General features: G+C 40.6%; 32 protein-coding genes, 1 other RNA gene and 1 pseudogene. 23 read left to right on the top strand and 11 right to left on the bottom strand.

Features of this window, described 5'->3' with window-relative positions:
- Positions 1–2: 2 nt before the first annotated feature.
- From KQI75_RS11715 to KQI75_RS11665, 11 genes are all read right to left on the bottom strand, one after another.
- Positions 3–1,943, bottom strand: a complete 1,941-nt coding sequence (locus KQI75_RS11715) for a hypothetical protein (protein ID WP_216470988.1) — start codon at positions 1,941–1,943, stop codon at positions 3–5.
- A gap of 5 nt (positions 1,944–1,948) precedes the next feature.
- Positions 1,949–3,091: a hypothetical protein gene (locus tag KQI75_RS11710; protein ID WP_216470987.1), complete on the bottom strand. Its 1,143-nt coding sequence runs from the start codon at positions 3,089–3,091 to the stop codon at positions 1,949–1,951.
- Positions 3,092–3,109: 18 nt separating this feature from the next.
- A complete protein-coding gene (locus KQI75_RS11705; protein ID WP_216470986.1) occupies positions 3,110–4,072 on the bottom strand; it encodes a tyrosine-type recombinase/integrase in 963 nt (320 codons plus the stop codon).
- Positions 4,059–4,418 carry an HU family DNA-binding protein gene (locus KQI75_RS11700; RefSeq protein WP_216470985.1) on the bottom strand — a complete coding sequence of 120 codons (360 nt, stop codon included), beginning with the start codon at positions 4,416–4,418 and terminating at the stop codon, positions 4,059–4,061. Before KQI75_RS11700 ends, KQI75_RS11705 begins: the two co-directional genes overlap by 14 nt.
- Positions 4,419–4,987: 569 nt before the next feature.
- Entirely contained in the window at positions 4,988–5,617 is a 630-nt protein-coding gene (locus KQI75_RS11695) for a hypothetical protein (protein WP_216470984.1), read from the bottom strand.
- On the bottom strand, positions 5,614–8,106 hold the full coding sequence (locus KQI75_RS11690) for an RNA dependent RNA polymerase (protein WP_246566659.1): 2,493 nt from the start codon (positions 8,104–8,106) through the stop codon (positions 5,614–5,616). The genes KQI75_RS11695 and KQI75_RS11690 overlap by 4 nt, the downstream gene beginning before the upstream one ends.
- A 520-nt stretch (positions 8,107–8,626) precedes the next feature.
- Complete coding sequence (locus KQI75_RS11685) at positions 8,627–8,947, bottom strand: hypothetical protein (protein WP_216470982.1); 321 nt, start codon at positions 8,945–8,947, stop codon at positions 8,627–8,629.
- A gap of 18 nt (positions 8,948–8,965) precedes the next feature.
- Positions 8,966–9,325 (bottom strand): hypothetical protein, encoded by a 360-nt coding sequence (locus KQI75_RS11680; protein WP_216470981.1) that lies wholly within the window; start codon positions 9,323–9,325, stop codon positions 8,966–8,968.
- The gene (locus KQI75_RS11675) at positions 9,312–9,710 is read right to left on the bottom strand and encodes a hypothetical protein (RefSeq protein ID WP_216470980.1); all 399 of its coding nucleotides are present in this window, start codon (positions 9,708–9,710) and stop codon (positions 9,312–9,314) included. The genes KQI75_RS11680 and KQI75_RS11675 overlap by 14 nt, the downstream gene beginning before the upstream one ends.
- Positions 9,688–10,155, bottom strand: coding sequence for a hypothetical protein (locus KQI75_RS11670; RefSeq protein ID WP_216470979.1), 468 nt, complete (start codon positions 10,153–10,155; stop codon positions 9,688–9,690). The genes KQI75_RS11675 and KQI75_RS11670 overlap by 23 nt, the downstream gene beginning before the upstream one ends.
- A gap of 644 nt (positions 10,156–10,799) precedes the next feature.
- Entirely contained in the window at positions 10,800–12,332 is a 1,533-nt protein-coding gene (locus KQI75_RS11665) for a DEAD/DEAH box helicase family protein (RefSeq protein WP_216470978.1), read from the bottom strand.
- A 1,783-nt stretch (positions 12,333–14,115) separates the two neighbouring features.
- On the opposite strand from KQI75_RS11665, the gene KQI75_RS11660 reads away from it, so the two are divergent.
- The 23 genes and pseudogenes from KQI75_RS11660 to KQI75_RS11550 form a co-directional block, all read left to right on the top strand.
- Positions 14,116–14,886, top strand: coding sequence for a hypothetical protein (locus tag KQI75_RS11660; RefSeq protein ID WP_216470977.1), 771 nt, complete (start codon positions 14,116–14,118; stop codon positions 14,884–14,886).
- Between the two features lie 99 nt (positions 14,887–14,985).
- Positions 14,986–15,426 (top strand): hypothetical protein, encoded by a 441-nt coding sequence (locus KQI75_RS11655; RefSeq protein ID WP_216470976.1) that lies wholly within the window; start codon positions 14,986–14,988, stop codon positions 15,424–15,426.
- A gap of 97 nt (positions 15,427–15,523) precedes the next feature.
- Positions 15,524–15,889 carry a hypothetical protein gene (locus tag KQI75_RS11650; protein WP_216470975.1) on the top strand — a complete coding sequence of 122 codons (366 nt, stop codon included), beginning with the start codon at positions 15,524–15,526 and terminating at the stop codon, positions 15,887–15,889.
- A gap of 49 nt (positions 15,890–15,938) precedes the next feature.
- Entirely contained in the window at positions 15,939–16,598 is a 660-nt protein-coding gene (locus KQI75_RS11645; protein WP_216470974.1) for a hypothetical protein, read from the top strand.
- A gap of 71 nt (positions 16,599–16,669) precedes the next feature.
- Entirely contained in the window at positions 16,670–16,888 is a 219-nt protein-coding gene (locus KQI75_RS11640; RefSeq protein WP_216470973.1) for a hypothetical protein, read from the top strand.
- A 17-nt stretch (positions 16,889–16,905) separates the two neighbouring features.
- Entirely contained in the window at positions 16,906–17,478 is a 573-nt protein-coding gene (locus KQI75_RS11635) for a hypothetical protein (RefSeq protein WP_216470972.1), read from the top strand.
- A 2-nt stretch (positions 17,479–17,480) separates the two neighbouring features.
- Entirely contained in the window at positions 17,481–18,017 is a 537-nt protein-coding gene (locus tag KQI75_RS11630; RefSeq protein WP_216470971.1) for a hypothetical protein, read from the top strand.
- Position 18,018: 1 nt separating this feature from the next.
- Entirely contained in the window at positions 18,019–18,213 is a 195-nt protein-coding gene (locus KQI75_RS11625) for a hypothetical protein (RefSeq protein WP_216470970.1), read from the top strand.
- 1 nt (position 18,214) lies between these two features.
- Complete coding sequence (locus KQI75_RS11620) at positions 18,215–18,424, top strand: hypothetical protein (RefSeq protein WP_216470969.1); 210 nt, start codon at positions 18,215–18,217, stop codon at positions 18,422–18,424.
- The gene (locus tag KQI75_RS11615) at positions 18,421–18,795 is read left to right on the top strand and encodes a hypothetical protein (RefSeq protein WP_216470968.1); all 375 of its coding nucleotides are present in this window, start codon (positions 18,421–18,423) and stop codon (positions 18,793–18,795) included. The genes KQI75_RS11620 and KQI75_RS11615 overlap by 4 nt, the downstream gene beginning before the upstream one ends.
- 4 nt (positions 18,796–18,799) lie before the next feature.
- Entirely contained in the window at positions 18,800–19,000 is a 201-nt protein-coding gene (locus tag KQI75_RS11610) for a hypothetical protein (RefSeq protein ID WP_216470967.1), read from the top strand.
- Between the two features lie 12 nt (positions 19,001–19,012).
- Complete coding sequence (locus KQI75_RS11605; RefSeq protein ID WP_216470966.1) at positions 19,013–19,354, top strand: hypothetical protein; 342 nt, start codon at positions 19,013–19,015, stop codon at positions 19,352–19,354.
- A gap of 545 nt (positions 19,355–19,899) precedes the next feature.
- Positions 19,900–20,214 carry a hypothetical protein gene (locus tag KQI75_RS11600; RefSeq protein WP_216470965.1) on the top strand — a complete coding sequence of 105 codons (315 nt, stop codon included), beginning with the start codon at positions 19,900–19,902 and terminating at the stop codon, positions 20,212–20,214.
- A 14-nt stretch (positions 20,215–20,228) separates the two neighbouring features.
- A complete protein-coding gene (locus KQI75_RS11595; protein WP_216470964.1) occupies positions 20,229–20,546 on the top strand; it encodes a DUF3848 domain-containing protein in 318 nt (105 codons plus the stop codon).
- Positions 20,543–20,965, top strand: a complete 423-nt coding sequence (locus KQI75_RS11590) for a hypothetical protein (RefSeq protein ID WP_216470963.1) — start codon at positions 20,543–20,545, stop codon at positions 20,963–20,965. Before KQI75_RS11595 ends, KQI75_RS11590 begins: the two co-directional genes overlap by 4 nt.
- Positions 20,966–20,992: 27 nt before the next feature.
- On the top strand, positions 20,993–21,271 hold the full coding sequence (locus KQI75_RS11585; RefSeq protein ID WP_216470962.1) for a hypothetical protein: 279 nt from the start codon (positions 20,993–20,995) through the stop codon (positions 21,269–21,271).
- Entirely contained in the window at positions 21,268–21,624 is a 357-nt protein-coding gene (locus tag KQI75_RS11580) for a hypothetical protein (RefSeq protein ID WP_216470961.1), read from the top strand. The genes KQI75_RS11585 and KQI75_RS11580 overlap by 4 nt, the downstream gene beginning before the upstream one ends.
- Positions 21,625–21,626: 2 nt before the next feature.
- On the top strand, positions 21,627–22,316 hold the full coding sequence (locus KQI75_RS11575; RefSeq protein WP_216470960.1) for a hypothetical protein: 690 nt from the start codon (positions 21,627–21,629) through the stop codon (positions 22,314–22,316).
- Positions 22,315–22,380, top strand: an RNA gene (locus KQI75_RS11570) — hammerhead ribozyme type II. The genes KQI75_RS11575 and KQI75_RS11570 overlap by 2 nt, the downstream gene beginning before the upstream one ends.
- 61 nt (positions 22,381–22,441) lie before the next feature.
- Positions 22,442–22,717, top strand: a complete 276-nt coding sequence (locus KQI75_RS11565) for a hypothetical protein (RefSeq protein ID WP_216470959.1) — start codon at positions 22,442–22,444, stop codon at positions 22,715–22,717.
- Complete coding sequence (locus KQI75_RS11560; protein ID WP_216470958.1) at positions 22,714–23,208, top strand: SprT family zinc-dependent metalloprotease; 495 nt, start codon at positions 22,714–22,716, stop codon at positions 23,206–23,208. The genes KQI75_RS11565 and KQI75_RS11560 overlap by 4 nt, the downstream gene beginning before the upstream one ends.
- A 60-nt stretch (positions 23,209–23,268) precedes the next feature.
- Positions 23,269–23,583 (top strand): IS200/IS605 family transposase, encoded by a 315-nt coding sequence (gene tnpA, locus KQI75_RS11555; protein WP_407927193.1) that lies wholly within the window; start codon positions 23,269–23,271, stop codon positions 23,581–23,583.
- 17 nt (positions 23,584–23,600) lie between these two features.
- A pseudogene (locus KQI75_RS11550) lies at positions 23,601–24,066 on the top strand (IS200/IS605 family accessory protein TnpB-related protein); the annotation flags it as partial.

Here is a 24,066-nt window from a genome sequence, read left to right as displayed (position 1 = left end):
CGCTAAGAAATTCTTATTTTCGGTGCTCGAAATGGCAACCGTAAATTATCTATGTCAGCCTTTGTTGGCTTGTTTGTAATAATGTCTCCACGTCTTAAATCAGCAAGATACCAGCACAGTAAACCAAATGCGAACGCTCTATCATCGTGCATTTTATTTCTCTTATCGGCAGGGAAGTCATATCTGACACTACCTTGATTTGTATACTTGCACATCGTTACAATTTCTGTTTTTAATAGATCAATCTGAGATGCAGCAACTAATTGTTCTGGACTTAGTTGTGTGATGGTTTCCGTACCGTCATCTGCAATGAAGGTTAAATAATCTCGACCCTCTGGGTCAGCGGGGAAAGAGACTACTCCTAACTTAACCATTTTTTCCAAAGAATCAAAAATCGCATTACGATGTCCGCGCGGATCAACCAGTGTCAACAAATCTAAAGCATCGGGATAAGTAGCGATAGCAGTTTCATTTGCTTTATGGGCTTTGTCGATAATACCTTTATGTTCTACTCCGGCTTTGTCTTTCCAGTTTGCAAGCATATAATCTGTCACGCCGCCGATAATTTGTCCACCGGCACCGGAGTCACATACAATCTGCTTGATATTTTCATAATCAAGTTTTCCGAATTGTGAGCCATTATACGAAAGCAATAACTCTTTAAAGCGTTCTACTTGTTCTGGGAAACGTAAGGGTGTTCGTTGTTTGGTTCTTACGTCAACCAACGAAACAACATTCAAGATTCTCATTTTCCAGCCAACTGATTTTTCTTGGTAAAACTCTGCGATAATTATTACAGAGTTATCGTTAAGACGAGCAGAGTCCCAAGACATAACAATTTGTCGTTTGCCAGTATCGTTTGATAATACCGGAGCATATGTATCAGTGCACTGCATCAAATCTCTACGAGAGATGATTTGTCCCTCAAAAGAATCAGCACTGAATTTGTTATAATATTCTCGCAGTGCTCTATCTCGATCTTCCGACATCATCTTATCAATGTTATCTTGTGATACTAACGGCTTATACGGTTTGCCTCCAAATTTTGCATTCAATAACATGTCAGCATTAAAGTCGATAGCGAAATAGCGGTTGTCTCCGAGAAGCATTCGCTCCGCTATATTCTTAAACTTTTTATAAAATCCAGAAGATGTATCAGAAGCAGAAGATGCGTAGAGTAACTGACGCGGAAACCCTTTTGGCTCAACTGTCACATCTACATTGCCGCCGAGCTTGAAGTCGGCGTTCTGGTTTGCAAAAGCTTCTGCCTGTACAAAGAGTTCGTCCGAAAACCATCCAGCTTCATCAAATACAACAAGCGATGCACGTTTACCCTTAATATTAGTTGGATCTGAGTTCAACGTATGAATAGACGAATTGTTGAACAACTTCATTTCAAAAGAAGTAGGGTCATGTTTGAAACCAGTTGAATTTGCACCATCGCGTACCAGTTCACTTTCGAAGACATCTGTAACGCCAACAAAAGATTCGATTCTACGAGTAGCAATCTGTTCTATCTTTTTAAAAATTTCCTTAGATTGTTCGCCTACCTTGCCTAGCAGGTAAGTAGTATGATACGGAATCAGCAACGACCGCAACATAACATAAATTGCAATCTTTGTAGTTTTACCGGCATTTCGACACTCAAGCCACAATACGAAAGATTTGTTCCATGAGTTGATAATTGCATACTTCTGCAAATCCAATAAATCAATACCGAACACAAGAGATGCAAAATCTACAGGGTTCTTGCGTCCCCACTGAATGAACTTACAAAACCGAGTATACTCTCTAATCTTTTTTGCGCTCAACGCAGGATATGCAGTATATAAAAGTTCCAACAAATCTGGATCGGTCAAATCCATCTCGTCTATATGTAACTGAGCAATGTCAAAGTTGATAGTGTCGAATTTAATATCGTCTATTTTTATTACGTTTTCCATAGGTATCACTTCGACATCTTAGTTTCTAAGTCTTTGATTTTGATATTTAAGAGACGATTGGTTTCCTCAAGATCGTCATTCTGCTTTTGCAACTCAGATAAAAAAGTTCTCTGCTCTGCACATAGTCTCGCGTAATCATCTCCGGTCATACCCATTTCATCTATGAGAGCTTTTGCATTCATCTGTGCAATCTCACGGAATGATTCAGACATATTGACATCATGAATGTTAACCTTAGATAAGGTGAAATTCGCATCAGACATTTCCTTCATCTTGTTAGATAGGGTGTTAACTCCCTGAGTTGATTTGCTACTTGTCTTTTCTGAAAAACCATTCTCATTTGCAATACGTGTAGCAGTAGAGGTTAGTTTCTCTTTCATATTTGCATATGATGTCATCAAACCAATGTCTGGATTATGAGCGTTCATTTCTGCGGTCATGAGTTTATCTAAAGTATCAATTTGCAAAAAGGTCTTAACCATCAATATAACATTCTGTAATTTATGCGGATCTTGCTCAACAGAATCAGTTATGTATCCGGCACTTGTATTGTACAAAAATTTTAGTTGCTCATCTGTATAATTTCCAGACGAAGCGAATGGGTCATATCCTACCAGAGAAACGACATTATCTTTATTCTTTCGGTCCTCAATAGTCCACGATGTTGTTCTATCAAACGACTTCGAGATCTGTTGTTTGTCTTCTGATGTCGTTTGAGGACGAGGTACTGAAACAATATTATCCAAACTGTCTACAAAAGATAAGCCTTTAAAGCTGCGGTTAACAGATGCAATGTAGCTACCGATAGAAAAATTACAATTGTCAAACATAGCCTGAGCCATGTCTTTGTCATAATAATAATTAAATGTACAACAAAAGCGAATGAGTCCATTCATCAGATCGGATTCTTCACAATATTCCTCAAAGATTTTATTCGTGCAATCCTTGCAAACGCAAATGCGATTATTTTGTCCGGCGAAAACCGAAGACCCATCTGTCTTTTTATAAAAACTTGTTTCGGGTCTTTTGGGCACAATCCCACAGCGAGTACATTTTATTTGTCTGCTGGCGAATACAAACATCTCTCCCTGTTTCGTATTCTTTGATTCTGCCAGTCGTTGGTCTGAACGCAATTCAAGAAGATCCATTACAAACCAACCTTTCTATTAAAAATCATACTTGTCTTTCGCCGCACGAATACTATTTGTATCAGCTTGCAAATAATGTTTGCGAGTAGTTTCGGTCGATTCATGGTTTAACAAAGAAGAAATATCCTCAAGCGGCATACCGGCTAATTTAAGTAGCTGGCTGCCGGAATGTCGGAAATCATGAGGGTGTAGAGTAGGAACCCCAATCATACGACCAACTTTACGTGCCCAGCTATATAAAGTAGAAGTAGTAGCTGCGCCGACCTTGCCATCTTTTCCCTTACCATAAAATACATAACCGCCGTCATTCACACAGTTAATATCTCTGAACTGCTGTAACTGCAATAATTTATGACACACCTCAGTAGAGAAAAACAACGTCACAAACTTACCTTCTTTTTCAAGCACGTCTGTAACAATTCTTTCGCCAAAGTTAATTTGCTCCCATCGGATGTTTGCTACTGCATTCACTCTCGCCATAGTAGACAAAGAAAAAAGAGCATAGCATTCCAATGTCAAGTCACCGTTTTCAAACAGTTTCTTTTTCATTTTCTCTACTTGCTCTATAGTTAAATATGTCTGAGTAATTACATCGACATCTTTGACTGGGCGATCTACAAACTCCATTGGATTTTCTTGTATCTTTCGTTTCTTTCGTAAGAATTTGTAAAACGCCGAAATGCTAGAATAACGCCGTCTCATACGGCGAGTATTGTTGCCCTGCATTTTACAATAATAAAAGAAGTCTGTCAGGTCATCTTCGGTCAGTTGTAAAACAGATTTATTATCTTGATTGTCATACACGTAGATCAGCCATGAATCCAAATCATTTAAATACCCTGTAATAGTTCCCGGAGATAATTCACGCAATGCCATATCCTTACGATACGCTCTCAGCAAACTTTTAGTTTCCGGATTGAAAGCAGAAATTTTTTCTGCATCAAAAGTCTTGATTGGCTTACTCCGATTAGCTCTCGCCATCGTCATCGACCTTCTTATACTTAGTTTCCAGTTCAGCCAAACGTCTGCGCTGTTCAATCTGGGATACCGGCTGCTCTGCAACACTATCACGCAATTTGCCAGTGGGAGTAGCAACTACTTTATATTTGAGCGGAAGGTAGACGGTGCCCTGCTTCTGATAACTGTAGTGATAATGACCCCCAGTCGTTTTAATCTGGTATCTCATGAAGCCACGCTGGAACACTTCTTCACCTGTATTCAAAGCGTCCAGAATTACTTCTTCATATGCTTTCACGAACTCTTTCGCAAAGTCCTGCGTGATATTCATTTTATAAGCAATTTCTTTTACAATGTTTTTTGTTGTCATTAAATCACCCCTATCAGTTAACGTGTACAGTCTTTTTAGACACAATTGATATTGTGACTTCCGTGTCTGCAAAACATGACAGCCAATCATTTACGTTCCAATAATTATTATCGTACCAAACACACCAGCCGCCGTAGTCCGGATCGTATTCCAGCACGCCTGTAACTTCTTGTTTTGTGGTTGACTGTATTCCGAACATCATGCGTAATTCAAACCTTCGACACACTTGTGATAAAAAGTGTTTGCATCATGGCCACGCATACGTGCAACAATGTAGAGTGCGTCCCAATCATCGTTACACATGTAATACTTGTGTCCGCATGTCTTCACAAGTCTATGGTTTTTATTTCGCTTGCGGAGTTCCTTCACTTCGGAGGTCTGTAAAATAATCAAAAAATTTTCCCTTTCTTTTCTAAATTTGGGGCATAACCCCTTAGGTAGATCAACAAGATTCTTGTCAAAAGTTATTGTCAAAAATCGTTGTCAGATTTTATTGTCAAAATTTCTTGCGACATATTTAGTATTCATAATAGCAAAGTAAAAACCTCCCCGCTCTGGGGAGGTTTTCTTTAATTAAAGCATTCATCATACAAAGCGTCAATGTTGTTATCAATCAATTGATGTTCGCCAACATTTTTAAAATTCACAAGAAACTTAAATCTCTGCATATTCGACTTGACTTTAGAATCCCACGCATGTATCTTTTTGTTCGACATAGTTACTTTTTTCAAATAGCCAAGAAAAATGATCTCCGATAAATAAGTCATTCGCACTGAACTATATGAGAGGTGCAGCCAGTTGCTAAAAGCAAGAAGGGATACGTCAAATTCATTGTCCGAATTCGCAGCAGCTTTTGCATAACACAAAAACGCGAGAGCAACTTTACGAACTTTCGGGTTATCGAATTTCTTTTTGATTTCTTCAATGTCGCGCGAAGAAATCATCACAGCGGTATTTTCTCGCAATCTGACTTTATCATGAGAAGCACGATAAATAATTTGATTAACGTTGATTTCTCTAACGTTTAAAAAAATCTTTTGGCTAGTAGCCCAAGAAAAAATTTTCTCTCTTACTTCCGAAGGGTCAAGTCCCTGCTGTAAGAAATATTTTGACATCAGATAACAATGCTGATACATGCACTGCTTGTTCACTCCTTTGCCGTTTAATAAATCTTCCACCAGTAAAACTTCGTTAATCAAATAATCTGCTCCATTCTGTAATGATTTCCTAAATACTCGTATTCACCATCTGGATCTCGCATAGGGAGAGCAGTCTCAACATTCTTTAAGTTTGATAAAACACCCTCGCTGCCTACGATCCAAATAAATTTCTTATTCTTCTTTGGATGTCTCTCATAACACACCCTGACAATCAAGTTCGCAAGCTCACACGGGTTCGGGCACACATCTAAGCATTGCAGCCGATATGAGTTGTAAAAGGCAGTCCAGTCAGGAGCGTCAACATACTCTGTTGGAGATTGGCTTACTGTCAAGCCGAGAGCACGCCGGTATTCCTTTACAACCTCATTGTTCTCTTTTAAAAACTTTTTGTAGATGACTTCCAGTTTATCCAGTTTTGATTCATCTACGGGGATAGATGGGTCAATCATAATCGTCCAGTCAAAGTTGCGCTGTAAAAAATGCTCTGGCAAATTTAACTCTTTCGCTATATGATAGCGGATCTTGTGTTTGTTCTTTCGGCCCTTTTGCTCTTGGTGCCACGACTCAAGCTGCCAACAGAGACGATTCATGTTGCTATTCGCCTGAGATAAATGCTTCATACTCGCATAGTAATCAGAAGCATACTTCATAAAATAGGGAAGGGGTCTGCCATACTTAGCGATATAACGCGGGACATTGTATACAACACCCGTCTTTGCAGAGTCGATAACCTTTCCATTGATAACCGATAATAAGTCTACAAAAGACTCATACTGCTGGCGTGTTTTCTCTGAGGTTGGCTTTTTGTTGTGGTATGCAGTGGCATAGTTCGATACCTCTCCGATCATGTTACTATGATCTCTCAAGATCATGCTGGCACGATTTTCTAATGTATCTTCTTCATCTAACACTGTAATCTTATCTTCTATATCAATGGTGATTGGTGCATCTCTGTGAACACCCTTCATCATGATTCTATTATCGGTAACAAAAACTAAGTCTCCGTCAAAGTCACAACCGTTCAAGCGTTGCGGAGTAATTGAATGACCGTTCACCATACACACGTTGACCAAATGTCTGCAATACTTGTTCGTTAAATCATTATTGACGGCATTCAAAATCACGTGTTCAGATCGGCATATGTGCGGGTTACGCTCGATCAGATATTCTCCATTAAATTCTCCTTCGCGGTTAAACGTAAAGAACTCGTCAGCAGCAAGGCAGCCAGTAGGGGAGAGGCCGCCTATATGTTCCATCAGCATAATCAGGTCCGGTGCAATAAATTTGAAGCACGCTTTCAAATACAGCTTACCGCATTTCATCTCGTCAATCGTTTTATCAATCAAAGAGAAGATATAGTGACGCACGCTTTCTTCGTCAATCATGCGCCTGTCTTTCAACAATGCTTCCATGTATTGATTCAAACCTTTGTGTTGATCCGCATACAATCCGAGAAAAGCATATAATGCAACCGGTTCGCCAGATAAGATACGTTCCATGTTGTGTACAGAATAAGCAGCCAGCGGGGCGAACTCATCAAACGGTAAATCTAAATCTTGTAATATCTGATAATTGGCTCTGGTATAGATAGGTTCTTCATCGAGAGAGAAGTTCCACTTAGCAATTCCGATGCAGTGATTATATTGACGGAACAGTTTCCAGTAACGCTCCCAGTCAGCGTATGTCCCCGTATCTTTAAAATACTTTTTACCCTTATACATGCTTTCGCACATGATAATAGCTGGGGGAGCAGTCGGAGAAACATCATGCTTCATACCCCAAACATCTGTGATCTCTGTCACGCCGCGCTCCGCAAAAAAAGTAGTATAATCCATCTCATGAGTAACGCCTTTAATAAATGGAGCACGCCATAATATAGTAGTAGGGTCGGTCTTTGAGTCTAACATACCGCGTACCGCATCCGTAATATCTGGATGATGAATACCGCAGCCATCAAATACATTTATATCAATGTCTCTCGTACCTGTTGCAATATCTTTCTGTTTCCACGTAAAAGGTTCGCCAGTGTCATGATTTACCAGCTCGACTTCTTTGTCATAGACATACTTAATTTTTTGATTTGGGATTGTCTTTTCATAGTCCGGTACAATAATGATGCGCGGATACCAATCTTCTAAGCAATGACAAGAGCTTAACATCAGCCCTCGATACGCATACCATTTAGAAAGTACGGTAGACTTTAAATGTATTCCCATAGTGACACGCTCAGTAAGTTCTGCATTGATAGTTTCATCTACAAAAGATAATATAGATGTTCGTGTCATTGAAGCAGAACGTTCGCAGATAACATAGTGCCTTGAGCCAACATAAAATCCTTCGCAGATTAAACGATTCATTTCATCTGCGTGAGATTTTCCCGTCTTACAATTCACAAAGATAATGTAATCGTTGCGCTTGCCGCAGTCTCCCGTAATCAATCTGATTTGACGGAACAACATATTGTCTTGCTGATTTACATAATATGCGGCAAGACTCTCTGCCTCTGTAAAATCAAAATCATGATTCATCAACAGGGGCAGAGAGATCTTTAACACTTTATAAAGCGGTGGTGCAAAAATCTCGCGTCACCTCAGTTTGTATACTCGGAGCAATAGATACTCCAATCATTGAACCATTCGTCAAAATATTCTTCGTATTCGCACACTCCTATATTATCGTAGCTGCATACACTATAATGGTCGCATACACTGCATTCTTCGTCAGTAATCGTTCCTTGGCAGAGAGGTGCAAACAAACACTCACACATGTTCCTCACCTCCAACACAGGGATAACCTAGTAAACGATGTAATTCATATATGTTGCGAATCAAATCTCGATAGGTATCTTCTGCGTTAGATTCACGATTAACCCAGTTTATCTGTTCATGTTTCGGACGCAAACACATAGTCTTGCGTATCTCGGCGTTATAATCTAATAAATGCCGATGCAGTAAATATGCGTTGTTTTTGATTTCCGACATGCATGTTTCTATCACTACTTCATTCAGCTTAACCACCGCCATTGTGAATAAAATGTATCGTGTGGCATTAGACCAACATTCGCTTGCCACAGTTCGGACAGTACGGAAAACGGTCTTTATAGACCATGCCACAAGAAGCACACGAGTACAAGTCTCCGACATCTTTACTTTCTAATGTTACCCATGCAGATGATTTAGATACGATTTCATCTTGAATCGTATCGTGAATCTTTTCCAATGCAACCACACGATTAAAGCATACGGTTTTATAGTATTCAAAAATTGAACCGGGTTTCTTAGCACGCGAATCTTTTTTTAATATATCATATGCTGCATCCGCAGACATAATCTCATATCGTAAAAAAGACAAAGCCGTTTCTAACGTCATAATACAGAATCACTCCTATTATATCAATTTACGTCCGCAGTTCGGGCAATACTTAAAAGAGAATTCCTCAAAAGCACAAGCGTCACTCGATACATCTCCGATAACTTTACGCCATCCTTCTAATTCGATGCCGCAACAACTACAAATAAAATCATCAGACGGATGCCAAACAGACACATTCTCTGCTCGATTGTCGTTCTCTTTATAAAGCAAAGCATTGATAGACATCCGGCGAACCTCTAACTCGCGAACAGTGTTACGCAAGCATTCTTCATTTTCCGGACAATCTTCAAGATCCGTGCTGGCAAAATAACTTTCGACTTCTTCCAGAGTGTTTACCTCATCTTCTAAGTACGTGATTGCCTCATTCGTTGTCATTGTTAATTCCTTCTTTCAGCGTGCTTTCTACAATATCGGTACGATAATGATAAGCTCTGTTGGTTTGATACTGTTCTTCTTTGCGAATACTACCAAGAACCTGTTGCAATTCAGACAGAGCTTTTTTATTGCTACGTGACCATTTAACCAAAGGGGAGAGAATAGCGTTTGTATCTTTCGCTTTTCGTCTCTCACGGCGGATAGAGGGAAGAAGATCAGTGATCTTCTTCCGTTCTAAATACGGATCGTCATTGAATTCTAAGTAATGCAATATATCTTGAGTTTTCTTATCGCATTCCTCTAAAGTTTCCTTTGCCAGTTCTGCTTCTGTCTCAGAGTGGGAAACAAAATCTAAAAAGGACTTAACTGTTAAACTGTTCTTCATATGCCTCCGGTGCGAACTTCTTGTACAACTTTCTCAATCTATTTTTATTTCCTACAGCGTGTTCAGCCAGACAGATGTTAATGCCTGTAATAGCGTCAAACTCATCTTCCGGAAAATTCTTTGCGGTTGTCACGCTGCCATCAGACCAATCCATCGTGGTTACAACGGTACCGTCATCATTGCGATGAAAAATTACGTGCTTCGGTTTAGCTACGATAGGCTGGTCCTCTACAAGATTATTCAGTAAATCAGTCTGTCCCCAAAGTAATTTGAGAATCACAGAGAGAGTATCCGCAGCGCGATGCAATTGAGTCGTGATGCTTTCAGCATCTCCACGCGACATTGCTAATAACTTCGGCATATCAACACCGTAAGGTGTTTTCTGCAACATCTCCACGTATTCATCAATACGCTTTCCACACTCGTTAAGGTTTTCTAAGTTCACTGTACTGCACCTCCATAAATATTATTTAACTCGATCAAAGTATTTCCTGAGAGTGTCTTCGACTTTACCCTCATATTCCGGCAACAAAGGACCATCATATCCGGCTGCTACCTCAAATAGATGATTCAATACATCTTCTGGGTGCCGAGACATCGACTTTCCATACGCACAAGAGAAGATGGTCAGAGTAGAATGTAATGCTTTGTTAAAAACTTCTGTACTGCATTTCTCGCCGCTCTCCGTCCTGATAATATAATATAGAATCGCGGGACACAAAGATTTAATGTTTCGCATCAGTTCTTCGTGGCTTGATAATAAGTCTTCTGCTGCGGATACAATCTCTTTCTTTCTTTTACCAAACAAAAAATCACCTACCATTCTTTTATTATTATACCATATTTGACAAAATAATGCAATATTAAAATGTTAAAACTATTAGCTAGTCTATATCAAAGGTTGCACTTGAAGATAACCCACGTGCAGAAAACGGTAACACCCTGGTTGGACGGTAAAAAAGGGTATGGGAAAAAACTCACGCAGAAAAAACTCACGCCGGATACGATGGAAAAAACTTACGCATATATATATTTATATAAGGGTATGGGAAAAAACTCACGCAGAAACCCTCCCTTTTTCGCTTAGAATTATTCGATTAGCGTTACCATCCAAAACGTTTGTTTCTTAACAATAATCTTTTGCACTTCGAACGGGAGGCATTCTGCTTGTAGTTCTTTGTTTATTTTATCTATTGTCTTTACTAAATTCCTGTATGTGTCTCTATAGTTGAGTTGTCGGCAAAATTCCTTACGTTCTTGTAAATCAAATTCTTTACCGACAACTCTAAGTAAATATACATACCTCACGATATTAGAGTGTAAAGCAATTTCACGGTCAATAGTATTACAATCAAACTCGCCTTGAAGAAAGCTGAGAAAATTTTTTCCTGAATTTAACACCTCGCGGCAGCGTTTGATTCGATGTACATAATACCGATACGTTAACTCTGATGCCTGTAAAAGTGGATTGCCACGCTCATCGCTCCCCCAAAAAATAAGTCTGGAAGGTTTATATTGATGTCGTTGTAGATACCGTTGCTTGTAAGCTACCTCTCCATACCTGTTAAGATAAATGACAGGCTCAATCTTTTTCTCCCAATCTTTGATAGATCGTTGCATCATGCTAGTAGATTGATCCTTTACATATACTTGTAGGGAATCAGTTTCGTGTTTTATTCTGCGTCTGCCAATACACTGCTTGATTTGATCTATATCATCCAGATCGCAGATGATATATTTGATACTGGTATCGTTCAGATTGAATCCAATATCAAGACAAGTAGTCGCAAACAGAATGATGCAAGGTAGCTTTTCTGACTCCAACATTGCTTGCTTACTATCTTCATCAACATACTTTGAATACTCGTTATTGGCTTCTGAACAGATGAACAGAGAGCATTCTCTATATTTCTGGTACAAGTCTCGTAGAAGCTGAATGTTGGTTGAGAAACAAACAGCTTTTACATTTTCATTGATGGCTTTAGATAGAACGTGTTCGATGCTGATTTGATTCTGATACACACGAAGCGTCATTGATTTGTAGCAAGCTGGCAGATAATAAGAAGTATAATAGATATTTTTTTGTGAAAACCTTTGCTGTAAATAGGTATCCATACCATATGGCGTAGCAGATAAAAAGAAACGTACAGCAGAACAATTGAATACTTCTTTCAATAACAAATCTGTATTGGTATCTATGATAGAGTCGGATATAAAACGATGATATTCGTCAAATACAATGTAATCGTACTTGTATAAGACGTATGGTTCTCCTGCTAATATACGAGACTCAAGAGCTTGATAGGTGGTAATAGAGATGTAATCTTGCTTGCCAGCTTTTACAATCTCGTTGTAAAACTGATCGCGCGGGTTAGCTCTACTGATTATGTAGAGGACTCTTTTATTTTGCTTGGCTGCTACATTATATAATGTATGTTTACAGAAGTAACTTTTGCCACCGCCTGTACCTACATTTAAAAAGATAGCAGAGTTAGAGGGAAAAGATACAATGTCGGCAGCATGAATCAAATCTGATACATGTGTATTCAGCGTATGTTTACTGGTAGTTAGTTGATAAATAACAATCAGTCCTTTACAAGAAATTTTACCTGTGCTATCCACTTTTCAGGAGGAGGGCTTAATGCAGAAAGCTACGAATCCCCCCCACCCCCCCTAGGGGGCTTTCTTTTTTTGCGGAAAGATAGTATACATCTACCTTTGGCAGTTTAGATTGGCAGCTCGATAGACAGAGATAGTTTATGTTTTTAACAATAATATGTTTCAACAATCTATTCTAGCATGATCTAAAGTGGTTGTCAATGTAACATTGTAGCGTGAAATGGAAACATTTTCATAGTTTGAACATATCGGTTCTGTGAGAAAAATGGATAGATATAGAGGAAAGATTGAAAATATTTGTGAAAATAAACGTACATTTTTTGTAAGAAAACAGTATTTTCTATAAGAAAAACTCTGCATTTTGTAGAAAAAATGGTGGTTTATTTGAAGAAAATGTATAGTTTTTTTGAAAAATTTTATAGAAAAAGTATGGTTAAATGCAGAAAAAAGTTATATTTTTTAATGTTTTTAGTAGATATTTGGAATGTTTATGGAGTAAAAGGTGAAATAGTTTGAATAGATTTTTTGATAAACTATGGGAAATATCTTCTTGAAAGTGCTCAAAAAGTTGTAAAATAACCCCTATTTGGCTTATTTTAGCTGTCTAAACGGGTTGAAAATGTTCGCAATGCTAGACAAAAAAATAAGTACGTGCACGGTCTTTTTAATTTTTATGTGCAAAATGCTGTAAATTAGCACATACTAACAAATTTTTTTATGCAAGTTTACAATTTTGATAAAAAAGGCGGTTTGAGTCCATTTTTTGTCCATTTATTGCAATATTTTAACATATTTACACCATTTTTGCGCTATTTTCGTACTATTTATGCCACTGTGTTATATATTTATACATACTATTTAACATAGTATGTAATACTATATTGTATCAATATATATCATATCAAATAGTATACAATACTATATCATAGTATATATACTATACTAAGTAGTATGTAATACTATATTATATTACTATATCATATACATCATATAGTATCGAATACCACTTGCTATATATATAATATAATGTATATATATCTCGAAAAAAATTTTAAAAAAGTGCTTGACAAGCTCGCAAACGAGTGATATAATACAAGCATCAACAAAAGACCGATGCACGGCGGCTTGAGTGTCCCCGCGGTCAGTTGATAAAAAACATTTTAAAAAAGTGCTTGACAAGCTCGCAAACGAGTGATATAATACAAGCACAAACAAAAACAAACGGCACGTATTCAGCGTGTAATCTGGATGTAGTAGCTTATAGTATTATCAATAATCATGGCACGCACTCAGCGTGTAATCTGAGTATCAAAAGTTGATAATGACCCGCGCTGGTTGACGGTCACGAAAACCAGCATACCGCGTGACGGGTTGCCGTCACAACGTAGGCAAGTTGTTAACAATTGACAAGCAAGTGAAAAGCCTGCATTGTATCTCGATAATTTTATATCGTTTGAGTGCTCAAACAGCCTTACAAACTGCTGAGAACAACGCTAATGCTGTATTTGTCTTTACAGCTATATCAAATAAAAGGCGGTATAGTACAGAGTGAAAACTATACTTAATGGGTAGTTATACCCTAAAGTTGAGAAAAATAATCGGCTATGCAGTTACCGTGATATGTCCGGTAAAATCTGCATAGTTGTACAATATATTCAGTGTAAAGTATTCACAAGATATTTTGCACAAAAAACAGTTTTCGAGAGGGTCTGTATAAAAACCCTCTTGTCCATAGAAGTTTATTCACAAACGCCGCTAAAAAGCGGCACGGAGAAAGGACAAAATCATGAAAGGTATCAACGTAAAGAAGAATGAGAATAACCAGTACGAAACCAAACGTGTGTGTGACCCGGAAGGGAAAGAGCATACTATTCGCTGGTCTGCTTTGGGCGCGGCGTGTGTCAAGGCTGGTTGGAACAACGGTTTCCCGTCTCTTGACATGGACACGGAACCGCTGAAACAGTCGTTACATGCACTCTACGTGCATCTGTCCGATGCATATAGAGCCGCGCATGACATCGGCTTAGCTGATACCAGCAAAGCCGATGAAGCAAAAGCCGCTCTGTCTAACAGTAAGACCGCGAAAACGGGCGCGGTTCAGGCGTTGAAAAACGTCTGCGGGTTGCTTGCAACCCGAATTAACCATAAGGGTACCCGTAAAGCTGCCCTTGTGGTTACCGATACGTCCATAGAGTATCTCTATGGTGTTCTCACCAAGTCCGGCGGACTGGTGACAGAGGCAACATTCGTAAAGAACGCCATGCCGCACATTATCCGTTGGATCGTCGGCTACTCAGTAGCCGATGCCGAAAAGGCTGCTTCCGCTGAGAATAAAGCGGAAGCAGACAAGAAGAAGGAGAAGAAAGACAGAAATGCCGAAAAGGACAACGCTCAAGCAGCGTTGAACGCCACTGAGGAGAAAGTGGCGAAGTTAGAAAAGGCGGCTACTGAACAGCGTGTAAACGCTCAAAAGCTGAGAGATGCAATCTATGCCGGTGTAGAAGCTGGCAAGATTGACCGCGAATACAGTCAGGTCTTGCTTGACCTGATTGGCTAACATCGGGCGGTTTTCAAGGGCATCCGCACAAAAACCCTTGTCCATGGAAGTTATTCACAAAATGCCGCCAAAAAGGCGGCACGGAGAAAGGATAGAACAATGAACGAAAACAAGAACAACCGCGTTGGCGGTATCACTCTCATGCACAAGGATTCCCGCAAGGATTTCACCAAGGATTCCACGCCGGAATCCTGCGTGAAGATTGTCAACCTCACGCCGCACGCCATCACCGTTTTGAAGAATGGTGAGGAAATCGCCGTTTATAAGGCGTCCGGATACATCGCAAGATGCGAATCCGACACCGTTGTGGTCGGGGAAATCGCAGGAATTCCCCTGACGAAAACAGAGTTTGGGGAACTCTATCTCATTGACAGAGACAAGTTTCGATACGAACTTCCTGCGCAGCAGGACGGAACGTTCTATATCGTGTCCGCTCTGGTTGCCCGCGCCGCTGGGCGTGAGGATTTCGTTATTGTGAACGATACAGTTCGTGATAACGATGGACGCATCATTGGCTGTCAATCGTTTGCCCGTGTATAACGGGCAGGTTCTCGCGGGTTTATCCTAAAGCCCGCATCCATAGAATGTATTCACAAAAGAATCCACTAAGGATTTCGCCGGAGAAAGGAAATGAATTATGAAAAAGAAAACCATGAAAAAGGCTGTACGTGCGCTGGTTAACGCTTGCGCGAAAGAGAACCGTTGGCGTACAGGATGGGAATTTCTCCCTGCCCGCAAACCGCTTAACGGTAGTTACATGCGTCACGCGATGCATGTGGCTCGTGTATACCAGTCCGGCGGTGGCTGGATTCCGCTCGTATGGACTCCGGACGGGATGCTGTGCGGCACCATCCGTGAAAGTTATCTCTTTTGCGGCACGCCAAGGTTTTCGGATAAGCGCAAATACGCGCTTATCTGGCAGGATGACAACGAGCGGTTTACAGTCCTGCGCGTGGATACCCACGCAGATAATGTATACGAAACACGAAGCTGGGAGGATTGAAAAAAATACAGACTCAATGCAAACGAACACAAAAACGGAGGAAACGAACATGAAGAAGATTATGAGCATCATCGCGGTTATTTTGACCGCAACGATTCTGGGCGGCTGTACGGCTGCTCCGGCTGCAAACGCCGAGGATTTGAACAGCGTTCCCAGCGCGGGAACGCAGGAAGTCAGCATTTTCGAACCGGATACAGCGGTATTGGATTCCGTACCGGACACGATTGTGCCAGACGCAGGAAGGGAAACCGGTGAGGATTTCACCAAGGATTCCAGCGAGGATTCCGGCTCTGTATTGGAATCGCGCGAGGAAAACGCGGAGGAAATCAGTGCAGATACCGCGAAAGAGGATTCCAGCAGCGTTTCAGACGCAAATATTCTGCGATTTATGCAGGAAGTTGCGCCCGAAATGGGCTATACAGTTCGTGTCGTGGATTCGGATCAGCTCACGCTCCGCGATTTAGAGGAGCGTAAGGATTCTTATGTTCTAGTAGAACGCATGGAATCCATCGTAGAGGATACCGAAGGAAATGGACGCATCCTCAATGCTGCTGCTGATAGTGGCAACTACATCAAGTTTGACGCTGGGGAATTCAACGTTGGTGACTTGGTGGAAACATACTGTGTATATGACAATTCACAGTATACTGACACCGTGGAAATGAGATTTGATTTTCTGGTTGGAAACGTACAGGAAATCACCAAGTAAAGACACAACAAAGAAAAGGCAACGAGTTTTCGTTGTCTTTTTTAATTACAGAAAAAAACGGAGGGAACGATATGAACGAAAGAGAAATTCAGGAAGTGTTGGAAATCGCCAACACACCGGCACGGCGCAAGGAATTGGATTGTGCCATGGATTTCATGAAAACATGTGATTCAAAACACGACAAGACTGAAAACCATGAGGAAATCAGTCTGGTTGAGACAGTATTCACAAGTTTCATGTTTTGCCTTGTTATTGGTTTGATGCTGATAACAGGGATTCTGTTCGGATAAAAGAGGAGGACGAGGAAATGAACATACGGCAGATTGAAAGCAATTTGTATATTGCAGTAGCTTGCTTGATGGCGGCTACAGGTCTTACCAAGAAGGAATTCACAACGGCAGCAGGAGTATCATATTGCACACCGTATTTCTGGGAAACCAGAACGTTTCTGCCGTCTAGGAAAACGGTAGATAAGTTGGCAGAAGTATTTTCTGAGGAATTTCCAACAGAAATACGGAAGCTGGAAGCCGCCCGCTCTGCGGTCGAGGATTTAAGACGCAGCGAACGAGAAAGTTTGGTGGATCGCCTGCCGAGTCCAAGTTTACGCAACCAATTCGAACACAAGGCACCGTATTGTATCATTGGAACGACTGAGAAGGTCGGAATTTACGACTACGGCACCACGCATGAAGGATTCGGAACCGTTTTAGCTGCTTGGATGCAGCCGAAAGATGGGAATCCAATGTTCCGCAGGACACAGGTTCGTAGGAATGGAACCGGTGTATATCTGGTAAAGTGCGGAAGCCAAATCTACTTTATCGGAAAAGAAAATATGTCCGAGGATTTCAGAACGTTCTTGGAAGGAATAGAGGAGGGATAAGCATGAAAAGATATGTGATTTGGAACTCCGATGCTGTTGATGAGGAATTCGTTAAGGCAGAACGAGCAGAAATGGAAGCTGTATATCCGAATCAGACCGATGATTGGTGGTGGAGATTCGCTGAGGACACCAATCAGGAATATCTGAATTGTGAAAAGATGAATCTGAGTGGTATTGAATTCCCAAAGGAAATCATTATCTTCGCGGAGTTAGGTTTGTGGAGCGGAAGGAGACAAGCATACCGTAAAACCCACACAAACCGAGTATCCGATGTTTTAAAGACAGGATACCTGAGAGGACCATCCAATATTGAATATTGGGTAGATGCCTATGGAAACCTGCGTGCTGAGGAATCGCACCATGATGCCACGAATACATATTTGTTCCGTGTTTTTAAGGATTCTGTTTCTGAGGAAACCGAACAGTTTATCTTGGACAAGGCGGCACGTGGAACTCTGACAAAGGATGATATTACACGGTATACGCGCCGTGTTGGCAAGGAAATTGCCGATGTTTACGGCTGGAAAGTGAGGAGCTGAGATGAAAATTGACGAAGCATTCCTGAGTAAGGAACGAATTATAACACCACGTGGAAGTTTTCGCATTGCGAACCTTTCCGAGACTCGCATGAAGGAAATGGGATACGGTTATCACTGCGACACGGAAGACGGTTTATTCATTATCATGGGAGATGGTAAACGAGCTTTTGCTGTGCAGAAGAAAGTGAGGAATTGAGATGGATAAGTATGAAAAGATTATGAATCTTCTCAAAGAAGAAGATCCAGGAACGCTTATGTGGCTTAATAACGCATATTGCGAGGAATGCAACATACAAAACAACGGTTGTTTTCAGATGAAACGCGGAGATGTTGTGATTCTGACTTCCAAACAAAAGAAAGAACAGGATATTTTAAAAGAGCAGTTTGAGAAAAGAGGGAGAACGTGAGAGAAATTATTTTTAACGACAACAACGAGGAACGTCTGCGAAAAGAATTAACCGGAGCGCAGAAGTGTGCGAGAACCAGAAAGATTATGATAGAGGATATTCGCGGCGCGATCAAGGATATTGAAAACAAATACTCGCAGGTATCCGATACAGTATTAGAGGATTGTACTTTTTGGTGCAATCCTCACGCTCAAAGATTTGCAAATGCGTATAGAGGAGTTCCTGAGAGTACACAGTTCAAGCTGCGTAGGAAATATCATTCATGGAGAATAGTCGAGATTCGCAGATGCAGATGCACAGGAATTCGTATTAAGGCAGATCTGACACGAGATGCCAAAGAGCGTATCATCGAAATGTACGAAAGGTTTTGACAGTATGCCAAGACTGAGCAAGCAAAATAAACAACGATTAGAAAATCGTTATTTGAACCTGTGTAATCGGCTGAAAGATGCCCAAAAAGATACACAGGACTATTGGTTGATTGTTGGAGAATTGCAAGGGATTGAGCTTACAGTAAAGACAATGAATGGAGTCATCTATCAGGCGCAAAATGGTACGATAAAATGTGGATTTTAAGGAGATGGAAACATGTACATGAAGATGAAAATGACAAGGAATCAGGTCGCTGATTTGCCAGTAGATAAGATTGTGACGGCTAGAGCCTGTGAGTTGCAGGATTTGCTGTCCGGTGTTGATCCCATTGGTTACAATGCCGGGATCTGCGGATGGAATTACGATGTGTATGTCATCGGAGACGTTTGTATTTTGACCGGTTATCGGGTGCTGAAAAAGTATCCAAGAGCTGAGAAGATTGAGGAATACGAACGGGAAGCATCCAAGATTGTAAGCTCTAGGATGCCTTCGTTGGCTATTATCAGCGAGTTGAACAAGTTGAGAGAAGCATTCGTTGCAGAACAGGTGCATGACTGATAGAGGAGTTTATTGATGTGAACTACCCACCACCTAAAGGTAGAGGGCTTCCGTTAAATAGTTTACCAGACTAAGTATTCAAAAATGGGTACTACGATATTTAGGTTATGATACCTTCGGTTGACGCAACAGACCATTGCTCTATCGTACATGTTTAAGTTAGGTCGGAGTAAGAACAGCCTTGTGATATGTACTTAAAAAGCCTTTATATCATTGTCGAGTTGAGGTCGGAACAACTGCATGGTTATAGTGCAGTGCAGTACGCAACACCTACCATTTGGTAGAGTATTTATAAGGAACGACTTTTTTATCAAGGGCAGAATGTCCGCAGGGTATGCAACTCTTATGGATATGGATGGCAACACAGTAGACTTTTCATCAATGCCCAGAGGATACAAAACACCAAAGTTAAGGAACTGTAAACGGGTTGCAGCAAGAACATCACAAATGATTCAGATTGTGATGGTATAGTGCCATTCATCCCATCACCTAAAGGTAATGGGTTTTCTGGTTGACTATTATAAAGACGAAAGGAATTGAATCGTATGTTTAAGATTGGAGACATTGTAAGAATCAAAAAGATATTGCAGGATGTGTTGTGCAACGATATTGCTTACCCTGTAAATACCGTTGGTGTAGTATGTAGTCGCGCTTTGAGTGGAGAGGAATCTGCGTATGAAGTAATTGCTTTGAACGAATGTGTACGATTTTCTCATACCGGAGCAACGCTGATCCTTGACGTAAAAGGCAAAGATGGATTCTTGTACGAAGAATGCGAATTGGAAAAGGTGAGCTTGACGGATATGAAAGTAGTATTGGAGTTTAGCAAAGATGAAAAGACATACATCAAGTGGAGCTGAAAGGAAGGGAAGACATGTTAGACGAATTGTACACACTGCTTTTCAAGCGTATGGCAGAGGAACAGGACCGGTACAGAGCTTGGCTGGTAGGATTACCACCAGAAGAAATTCTGGATTATGCGCATGACTACTACGTGAGACTAGATATTCTCATAGCGATACAGGATATGAACTTGACAGAGGAACAATTGCTTGCATTGTTGGATTCTCCAACGCCTTTGGAAGACGTTGTTCGAACGTTTTGGAAGGCAGATATAGACCAATTGGAAACAATCAAGTATTCCATTGAGCAAACGGCAGACGATGCGATAAATCGGAGGAATTGGCTATGAGAGATGATAGTAAATACATGCCGTTATATGGATATAACCCGCTGGTGTATGATTACAGAAAACATATGCGAGACGATATTGAAGCATGGCTTATGAAACGTTATTCGTATAACGATATGACAGACATAGGCTTTGAGGAGAGGGTGTATAAAATACTGTTAAAGGAATACAGTGTTGTAGGATCTGGTATGAGTGAAAGTAACTCATGGATTGCCGAAGAAAAGCTCTGTCACAATTGGGCACTGTTGAAGGAAGCATGTAGATATTTTGGTGTTGATCCAAATCTGGACGATATGAGAGAGTGTGATCTCATCATCCGGCAGTATCTTCTGAGTGAATGTTTGCATGAAGTTTTGTCGGGGATATATGAAAAAATTGAACAATGGAGCAAGTTCGCTCCTGCAAGGTTTTGGGATTGATATTAAAACAGAATGGAGGAATTGACTATGAGAGAAATTACATATAGAGAAGGAAATCACGGCGCGACATATGTACGAATATCGAAAGCTCGTGCTCGTAAACTGCATGAGGAAGGAAAGGAAGTCACGATCCATCCGTGTAACCTTTCGCCAGAATCTCCGTGGGGTTATCCGCCACATTTGAATTGGGAACCAGATCAGGATTTTGACAATCTTGTAAATACTTTTGAGTATTACAACTGCATCAATTCGGAGACTGGATATTATGCTGCGTTCTATGCCAAATTGGAGGAGGAACAGAAATGAAAACAGAAGTAAGAAAGTGGTACGAACACCTGTCGGAAAACACACCCAGCCATTTTTTGAATAAGGAAACCCATCTTGCACTGTCTTATAACGGCAATGGTGAACACTTAATTCGTGTGCATCCATGCGGGTTTTGTGTCAAACTTCACGATAATGGCGCAAGATTTGCGTACAAGGAAGCGATAAGAAAGGCGAAATCTTTGCATCTGCGGGTTTATGAGAACGAAGATAAGAATTCGTTTAATATTCGCGTGGTGTATCATAAAGAAGTTCACAGAATGGAGGAATTGTGGAAGTATTTAACCGGTAAAACCTTCAATAAGAGAATCTTGAATAACGGATGGTGGGGATAATTATGCAAAATGAAAGACTGATTTCTATATTGGAAGAGGTATTGGAAGGATATGTCTCGACTACGGAGATAGAAGAAGTGATTGCTACTCTGCGGCAGGAAGTTGCAGTTAAGAATGCAAAGTCCGCAGGAAAACAGGATTTGTATAAAGCAATGATGGCTGTAATCAAGTCTGCTAAAAAACATCATCCGCACCAAGAGGGGCTGCACGGCGCGTGGATTGACGATGGAAAGCAGTATGTCAGCAACGGATATATGCTTATCGAGAACAGCGGAACACCGCTCGACTTACCTACTCTGCCTGATGACGCAAAGCCGATGAACGTGCAGCCCATCATAAAAGCACGAGCGGAAAAAGAATATCCTGACACGTTGGTTTGTCCCACAATAGCCGAGCTGAAATCCGGCATCAAGGAACAGAAAGCGCTTGCAAAATACAAATATGATAAGATTAGGGATGTACGGTGCCATCTTGGTGGTGGCCATGTTGCCAATGCAGAGTATTTGCAAATTGCAGTACAAGCAACAGGTAGCACTACAGTTCATGCGGAAAATCATATTGCGGGGCGTGATGACCAATACCAAGTAGGTGAACTCTGGTTTGAGTCGGATGACGGGACGGTGCGAGTATTGGTTTTGCCGGTGCGCGGACGTCCTTCGGATGATTCTATAGGATTTGACTACAGTAAATAGTCGAAACCGCCCACACGGGCGGTCTGGCAAAACTAACCTACTGCCACTGATGAGACAGGTTAAAATCTCGTATAACAAGAGTAAACACAGGACAAAATATCGGTAAAATAAAAAGGAGGATCTACATGAAGAATTTAAAGGTCGGGGATCTTGTGGAAACCAAGAAAAATCTGTATGATATGAATGGTGATCGGTATGGATACAAAGTAGGAACGAGAGGATTTGTAGAAAGCATTTCTACGAATCATCTTGGAGCAGCATTGTATCATGTAATCGCTCTGTGTGATGGTGAGACAATGAACGGTACAGAGTTCTATGCAGTAGATCCGAACAGAGGCGGAAACTATCTCCGCGAAGAACTGAAAAAAGGAAATCTTACATGGACGGAGGATGACGAATGAGAGATTTAGAAGCAGTACTACAGGAGTGTGAAAGGAAATTGGAAGCAATCCATATTCCTTTCAACAAAAACGTAACGGTAAGAGCCGGAAAATTAAATGCAAGAACGTGGGGGCGATACTGGATATACAAAAATATGATTGTACTAGATCCTGTGTTCACTGACGATCGGATGCAAACATTTGCTACGGAAAATGTGTTAATGCATGAATTGCTGCATAGCTGCAATGATTGTATATCACACAGCGGACTTTGGAAACATTATGCACAGAAGGTAAACCGTACATATCAGTATAAGATTAAACGGTGTTCGGATTATAAACCGTACATGAATGAAGAACTTCTTGGCGAATTCATGCAGCGGTTTAAATATGTAGCACGATGCGAAGGATGCGGAACATATGTAACACAGGTTCGTATCAGCGATTTTATTCGCAATATGGATCAATACAGATGTTCTGCATGTAAAGGAAAATTCAAGAGGATCAAGTGATGTTAAAGCCCTTCCTGACTAGGAAGGGCTTTAATAAAAGTTTAATAAAAGAGTGAATTTATTGGTAAAATCGAGTCAGATGTTAAGAAATATCTGAATGAAATGCTCCAATCCTTGAGTATGGATGTCATTGCAATGGAAGTCATGCCAGACCACATACATCTGCTTGTAAACTGCAAACCGCAGCTTAGGTTGCCAGATGCTGTAAAAATACTCAAAGGTAATATTGCCAGATGGTTGTTTTTAAGTCATCCAGAAATCAAAGAACAGCTTTGGGGTGGGCATTTATGGAATCCATCATACTTTGTGGCAACTGTAAGCAACAGAAGTCTGGAACAGGTCGCAGGCTATATTAATTCCCAGAAAAACAAATAGGAAAGGAGGTCTGCAGCATGCAAATGTACACCACATACAGTGTAAAAATCAAACATTATAACAGCATTTTCAAAGAGACTGTTGCCATATACAGGCATGCTGTGGACTACATTCTTAATGCCTGTCTTGAAAACTGGGAAGAAATATCTTCTTTAGAAGGCAGAGACAGATCTGCTTATGTTGAACACCTTATCCATGCCACAAAAAATAATCCAAATCCGGCGTATAATTTTGACTCAAAGTTTTATAAAATGCCAAGCTACATGCGTCGCGGGGCAATTAATGAGGCTATTGGTAAGGTTTCATCATATAAAAGTAATCTTTCAAACTGGAAAGAAAAGCCAAACGGCAAAAGACCTTCACCACCTAAAGCCGGATATGTTTACCCTTCAATGTACCGCTCTGGAATGTATAACCAGACCGGGGACTACACTGCACAGGTTAAGGTATACACCCGCAATACATGGGACTGGATTAACATCA

It is taken from the genome of Butyricicoccus intestinisimiae (assembly GCF_018918345.1).
In the GTDB taxonomy this organism is placed as follows: Bacteria; Bacillota; Clostridia; order Oscillospirales; family Butyricicoccaceae; genus Butyricicoccus_A; species Butyricicoccus_A intestinisimiae.
The sequence above is the reverse complement of the archived record's forward strand: the minus strand, read 5'-3'. Positions and strand labels throughout refer to the sequence as shown.

What these genes read in the sequence shown, in the direction of transcription:
- KQI75_RS11715 (WP_216470988.1), bottom strand. Translation starts at nt 1,943, where the DNA reads ATGGAAAACGTAATAAAAATAGACGATATTAAATTCGACACTATCAAC.
- KQI75_RS11710 (WP_216470987.1), bottom strand. Translation starts at nt 3,091, where the DNA reads ATGGATCTTCTTGAATTGCGTTCAGACCAACGACTGGCAGAATCAAAG.
- KQI75_RS11705 (WP_216470986.1), bottom strand. Translation starts at nt 4,072, where the DNA reads ATGGCGAGAGCTAATCGGAGTAAGCCAATCAAGACTTTTGATGCAGAA.
- KQI75_RS11700 (WP_216470985.1), bottom strand. Translation starts at nt 4,418, where the DNA reads ATGACAACAAAAAACATTGTAAAAGAAATTGCTTATAAAATGAATATC.
- KQI75_RS11690 (WP_246566659.1), bottom strand. Translation starts at nt 8,106, where the DNA reads ATGAATCATGATTTTGATTTTACAGAGGCAGAGAGTCTTGCCGCATAT.
- KQI75_RS11685 (WP_216470982.1), bottom strand. Translation starts at nt 8,947, where the DNA reads ATGACGTTAGAAACGGCTTTGTCTTTTTTACGATATGAGATTATGTCT.
- KQI75_RS11680 (WP_216470981.1), bottom strand. Translation starts at nt 9,325, where the DNA reads ATGACAACGAATGAGGCAATCACGTACTTAGAAGATGAGGTAAACACT.
- KQI75_RS11675 (WP_216470980.1), bottom strand. Translation starts at nt 9,710, where the DNA reads ATGAAGAACAGTTTAACAGTTAAGTCCTTTTTAGATTTTGTTTCCCAC.
- KQI75_RS11660 (WP_216470977.1), top strand. Translation starts at nt 14,116, where the DNA reads ATGAAAGGTATCAACGTAAAGAAGAATGAGAATAACCAGTACGAAACC.
- KQI75_RS11655 (WP_216470976.1), top strand. Translation starts at nt 14,986, where the DNA reads ATGAACGAAAACAAGAACAACCGCGTTGGCGGTATCACTCTCATGCAC.
- KQI75_RS11650 (WP_216470975.1), top strand. Translation starts at nt 15,524, where the DNA reads ATGAAAAAGAAAACCATGAAAAAGGCTGTACGTGCGCTGGTTAACGCT.
- KQI75_RS11645 (WP_216470974.1), top strand. Translation starts at nt 15,939, where the DNA reads ATGAAGAAGATTATGAGCATCATCGCGGTTATTTTGACCGCAACGATT.
- KQI75_RS11640 (WP_216470973.1), top strand. Translation starts at nt 16,670, where the DNA reads ATGAACGAAAGAGAAATTCAGGAAGTGTTGGAAATCGCCAACACACCG.
- KQI75_RS11635 (WP_216470972.1), top strand. Translation starts at nt 16,906, where the DNA reads ATGAACATACGGCAGATTGAAAGCAATTTGTATATTGCAGTAGCTTGC.
- KQI75_RS11630 (WP_216470971.1), top strand. Translation starts at nt 17,481, where the DNA reads ATGAAAAGATATGTGATTTGGAACTCCGATGCTGTTGATGAGGAATTC.
- KQI75_RS11625 (WP_216470970.1), top strand. Translation starts at nt 18,019, where the DNA reads ATGAAAATTGACGAAGCATTCCTGAGTAAGGAACGAATTATAACACCA.
- KQI75_RS11620 (WP_216470969.1), top strand. Translation starts at nt 18,215, where the DNA reads ATGGATAAGTATGAAAAGATTATGAATCTTCTCAAAGAAGAAGATCCA.
- KQI75_RS11610 (WP_216470967.1), top strand. Translation starts at nt 18,800, where the DNA reads ATGCCAAGACTGAGCAAGCAAAATAAACAACGATTAGAAAATCGTTAT.
- KQI75_RS11605 (WP_216470966.1), top strand. Translation starts at nt 19,013, where the DNA reads ATGTACATGAAGATGAAAATGACAAGGAATCAGGTCGCTGATTTGCCA.
- KQI75_RS11600 (WP_216470965.1), top strand. Translation starts at nt 19,900, where the DNA reads ATGTTTAAGATTGGAGACATTGTAAGAATCAAAAAGATATTGCAGGAT.
- KQI75_RS11595 (WP_216470964.1), top strand. Translation starts at nt 20,229, where the DNA reads ATGTTAGACGAATTGTACACACTGCTTTTCAAGCGTATGGCAGAGGAA.
- KQI75_RS11590 (WP_216470963.1), top strand. Translation starts at nt 20,543, where the DNA reads ATGAGAGATGATAGTAAATACATGCCGTTATATGGATATAACCCGCTG.
- KQI75_RS11585 (WP_216470962.1), top strand. Translation starts at nt 20,993, where the DNA reads ATGAGAGAAATTACATATAGAGAAGGAAATCACGGCGCGACATATGTA.
- KQI75_RS11580 (WP_216470961.1), top strand. Translation starts at nt 21,268, where the DNA reads ATGAAAACAGAAGTAAGAAAGTGGTACGAACACCTGTCGGAAAACACA.
- KQI75_RS11575 (WP_216470960.1), top strand. Translation starts at nt 21,627, where the DNA reads ATGCAAAATGAAAGACTGATTTCTATATTGGAAGAGGTATTGGAAGGA.
- KQI75_RS11565 (WP_216470959.1), top strand. Translation starts at nt 22,442, where the DNA reads ATGAAGAATTTAAAGGTCGGGGATCTTGTGGAAACCAAGAAAAATCTG.
- KQI75_RS11560 (WP_216470958.1), top strand. Translation starts at nt 22,714, where the DNA reads ATGAGAGATTTAGAAGCAGTACTACAGGAGTGTGAAAGGAAATTGGAA.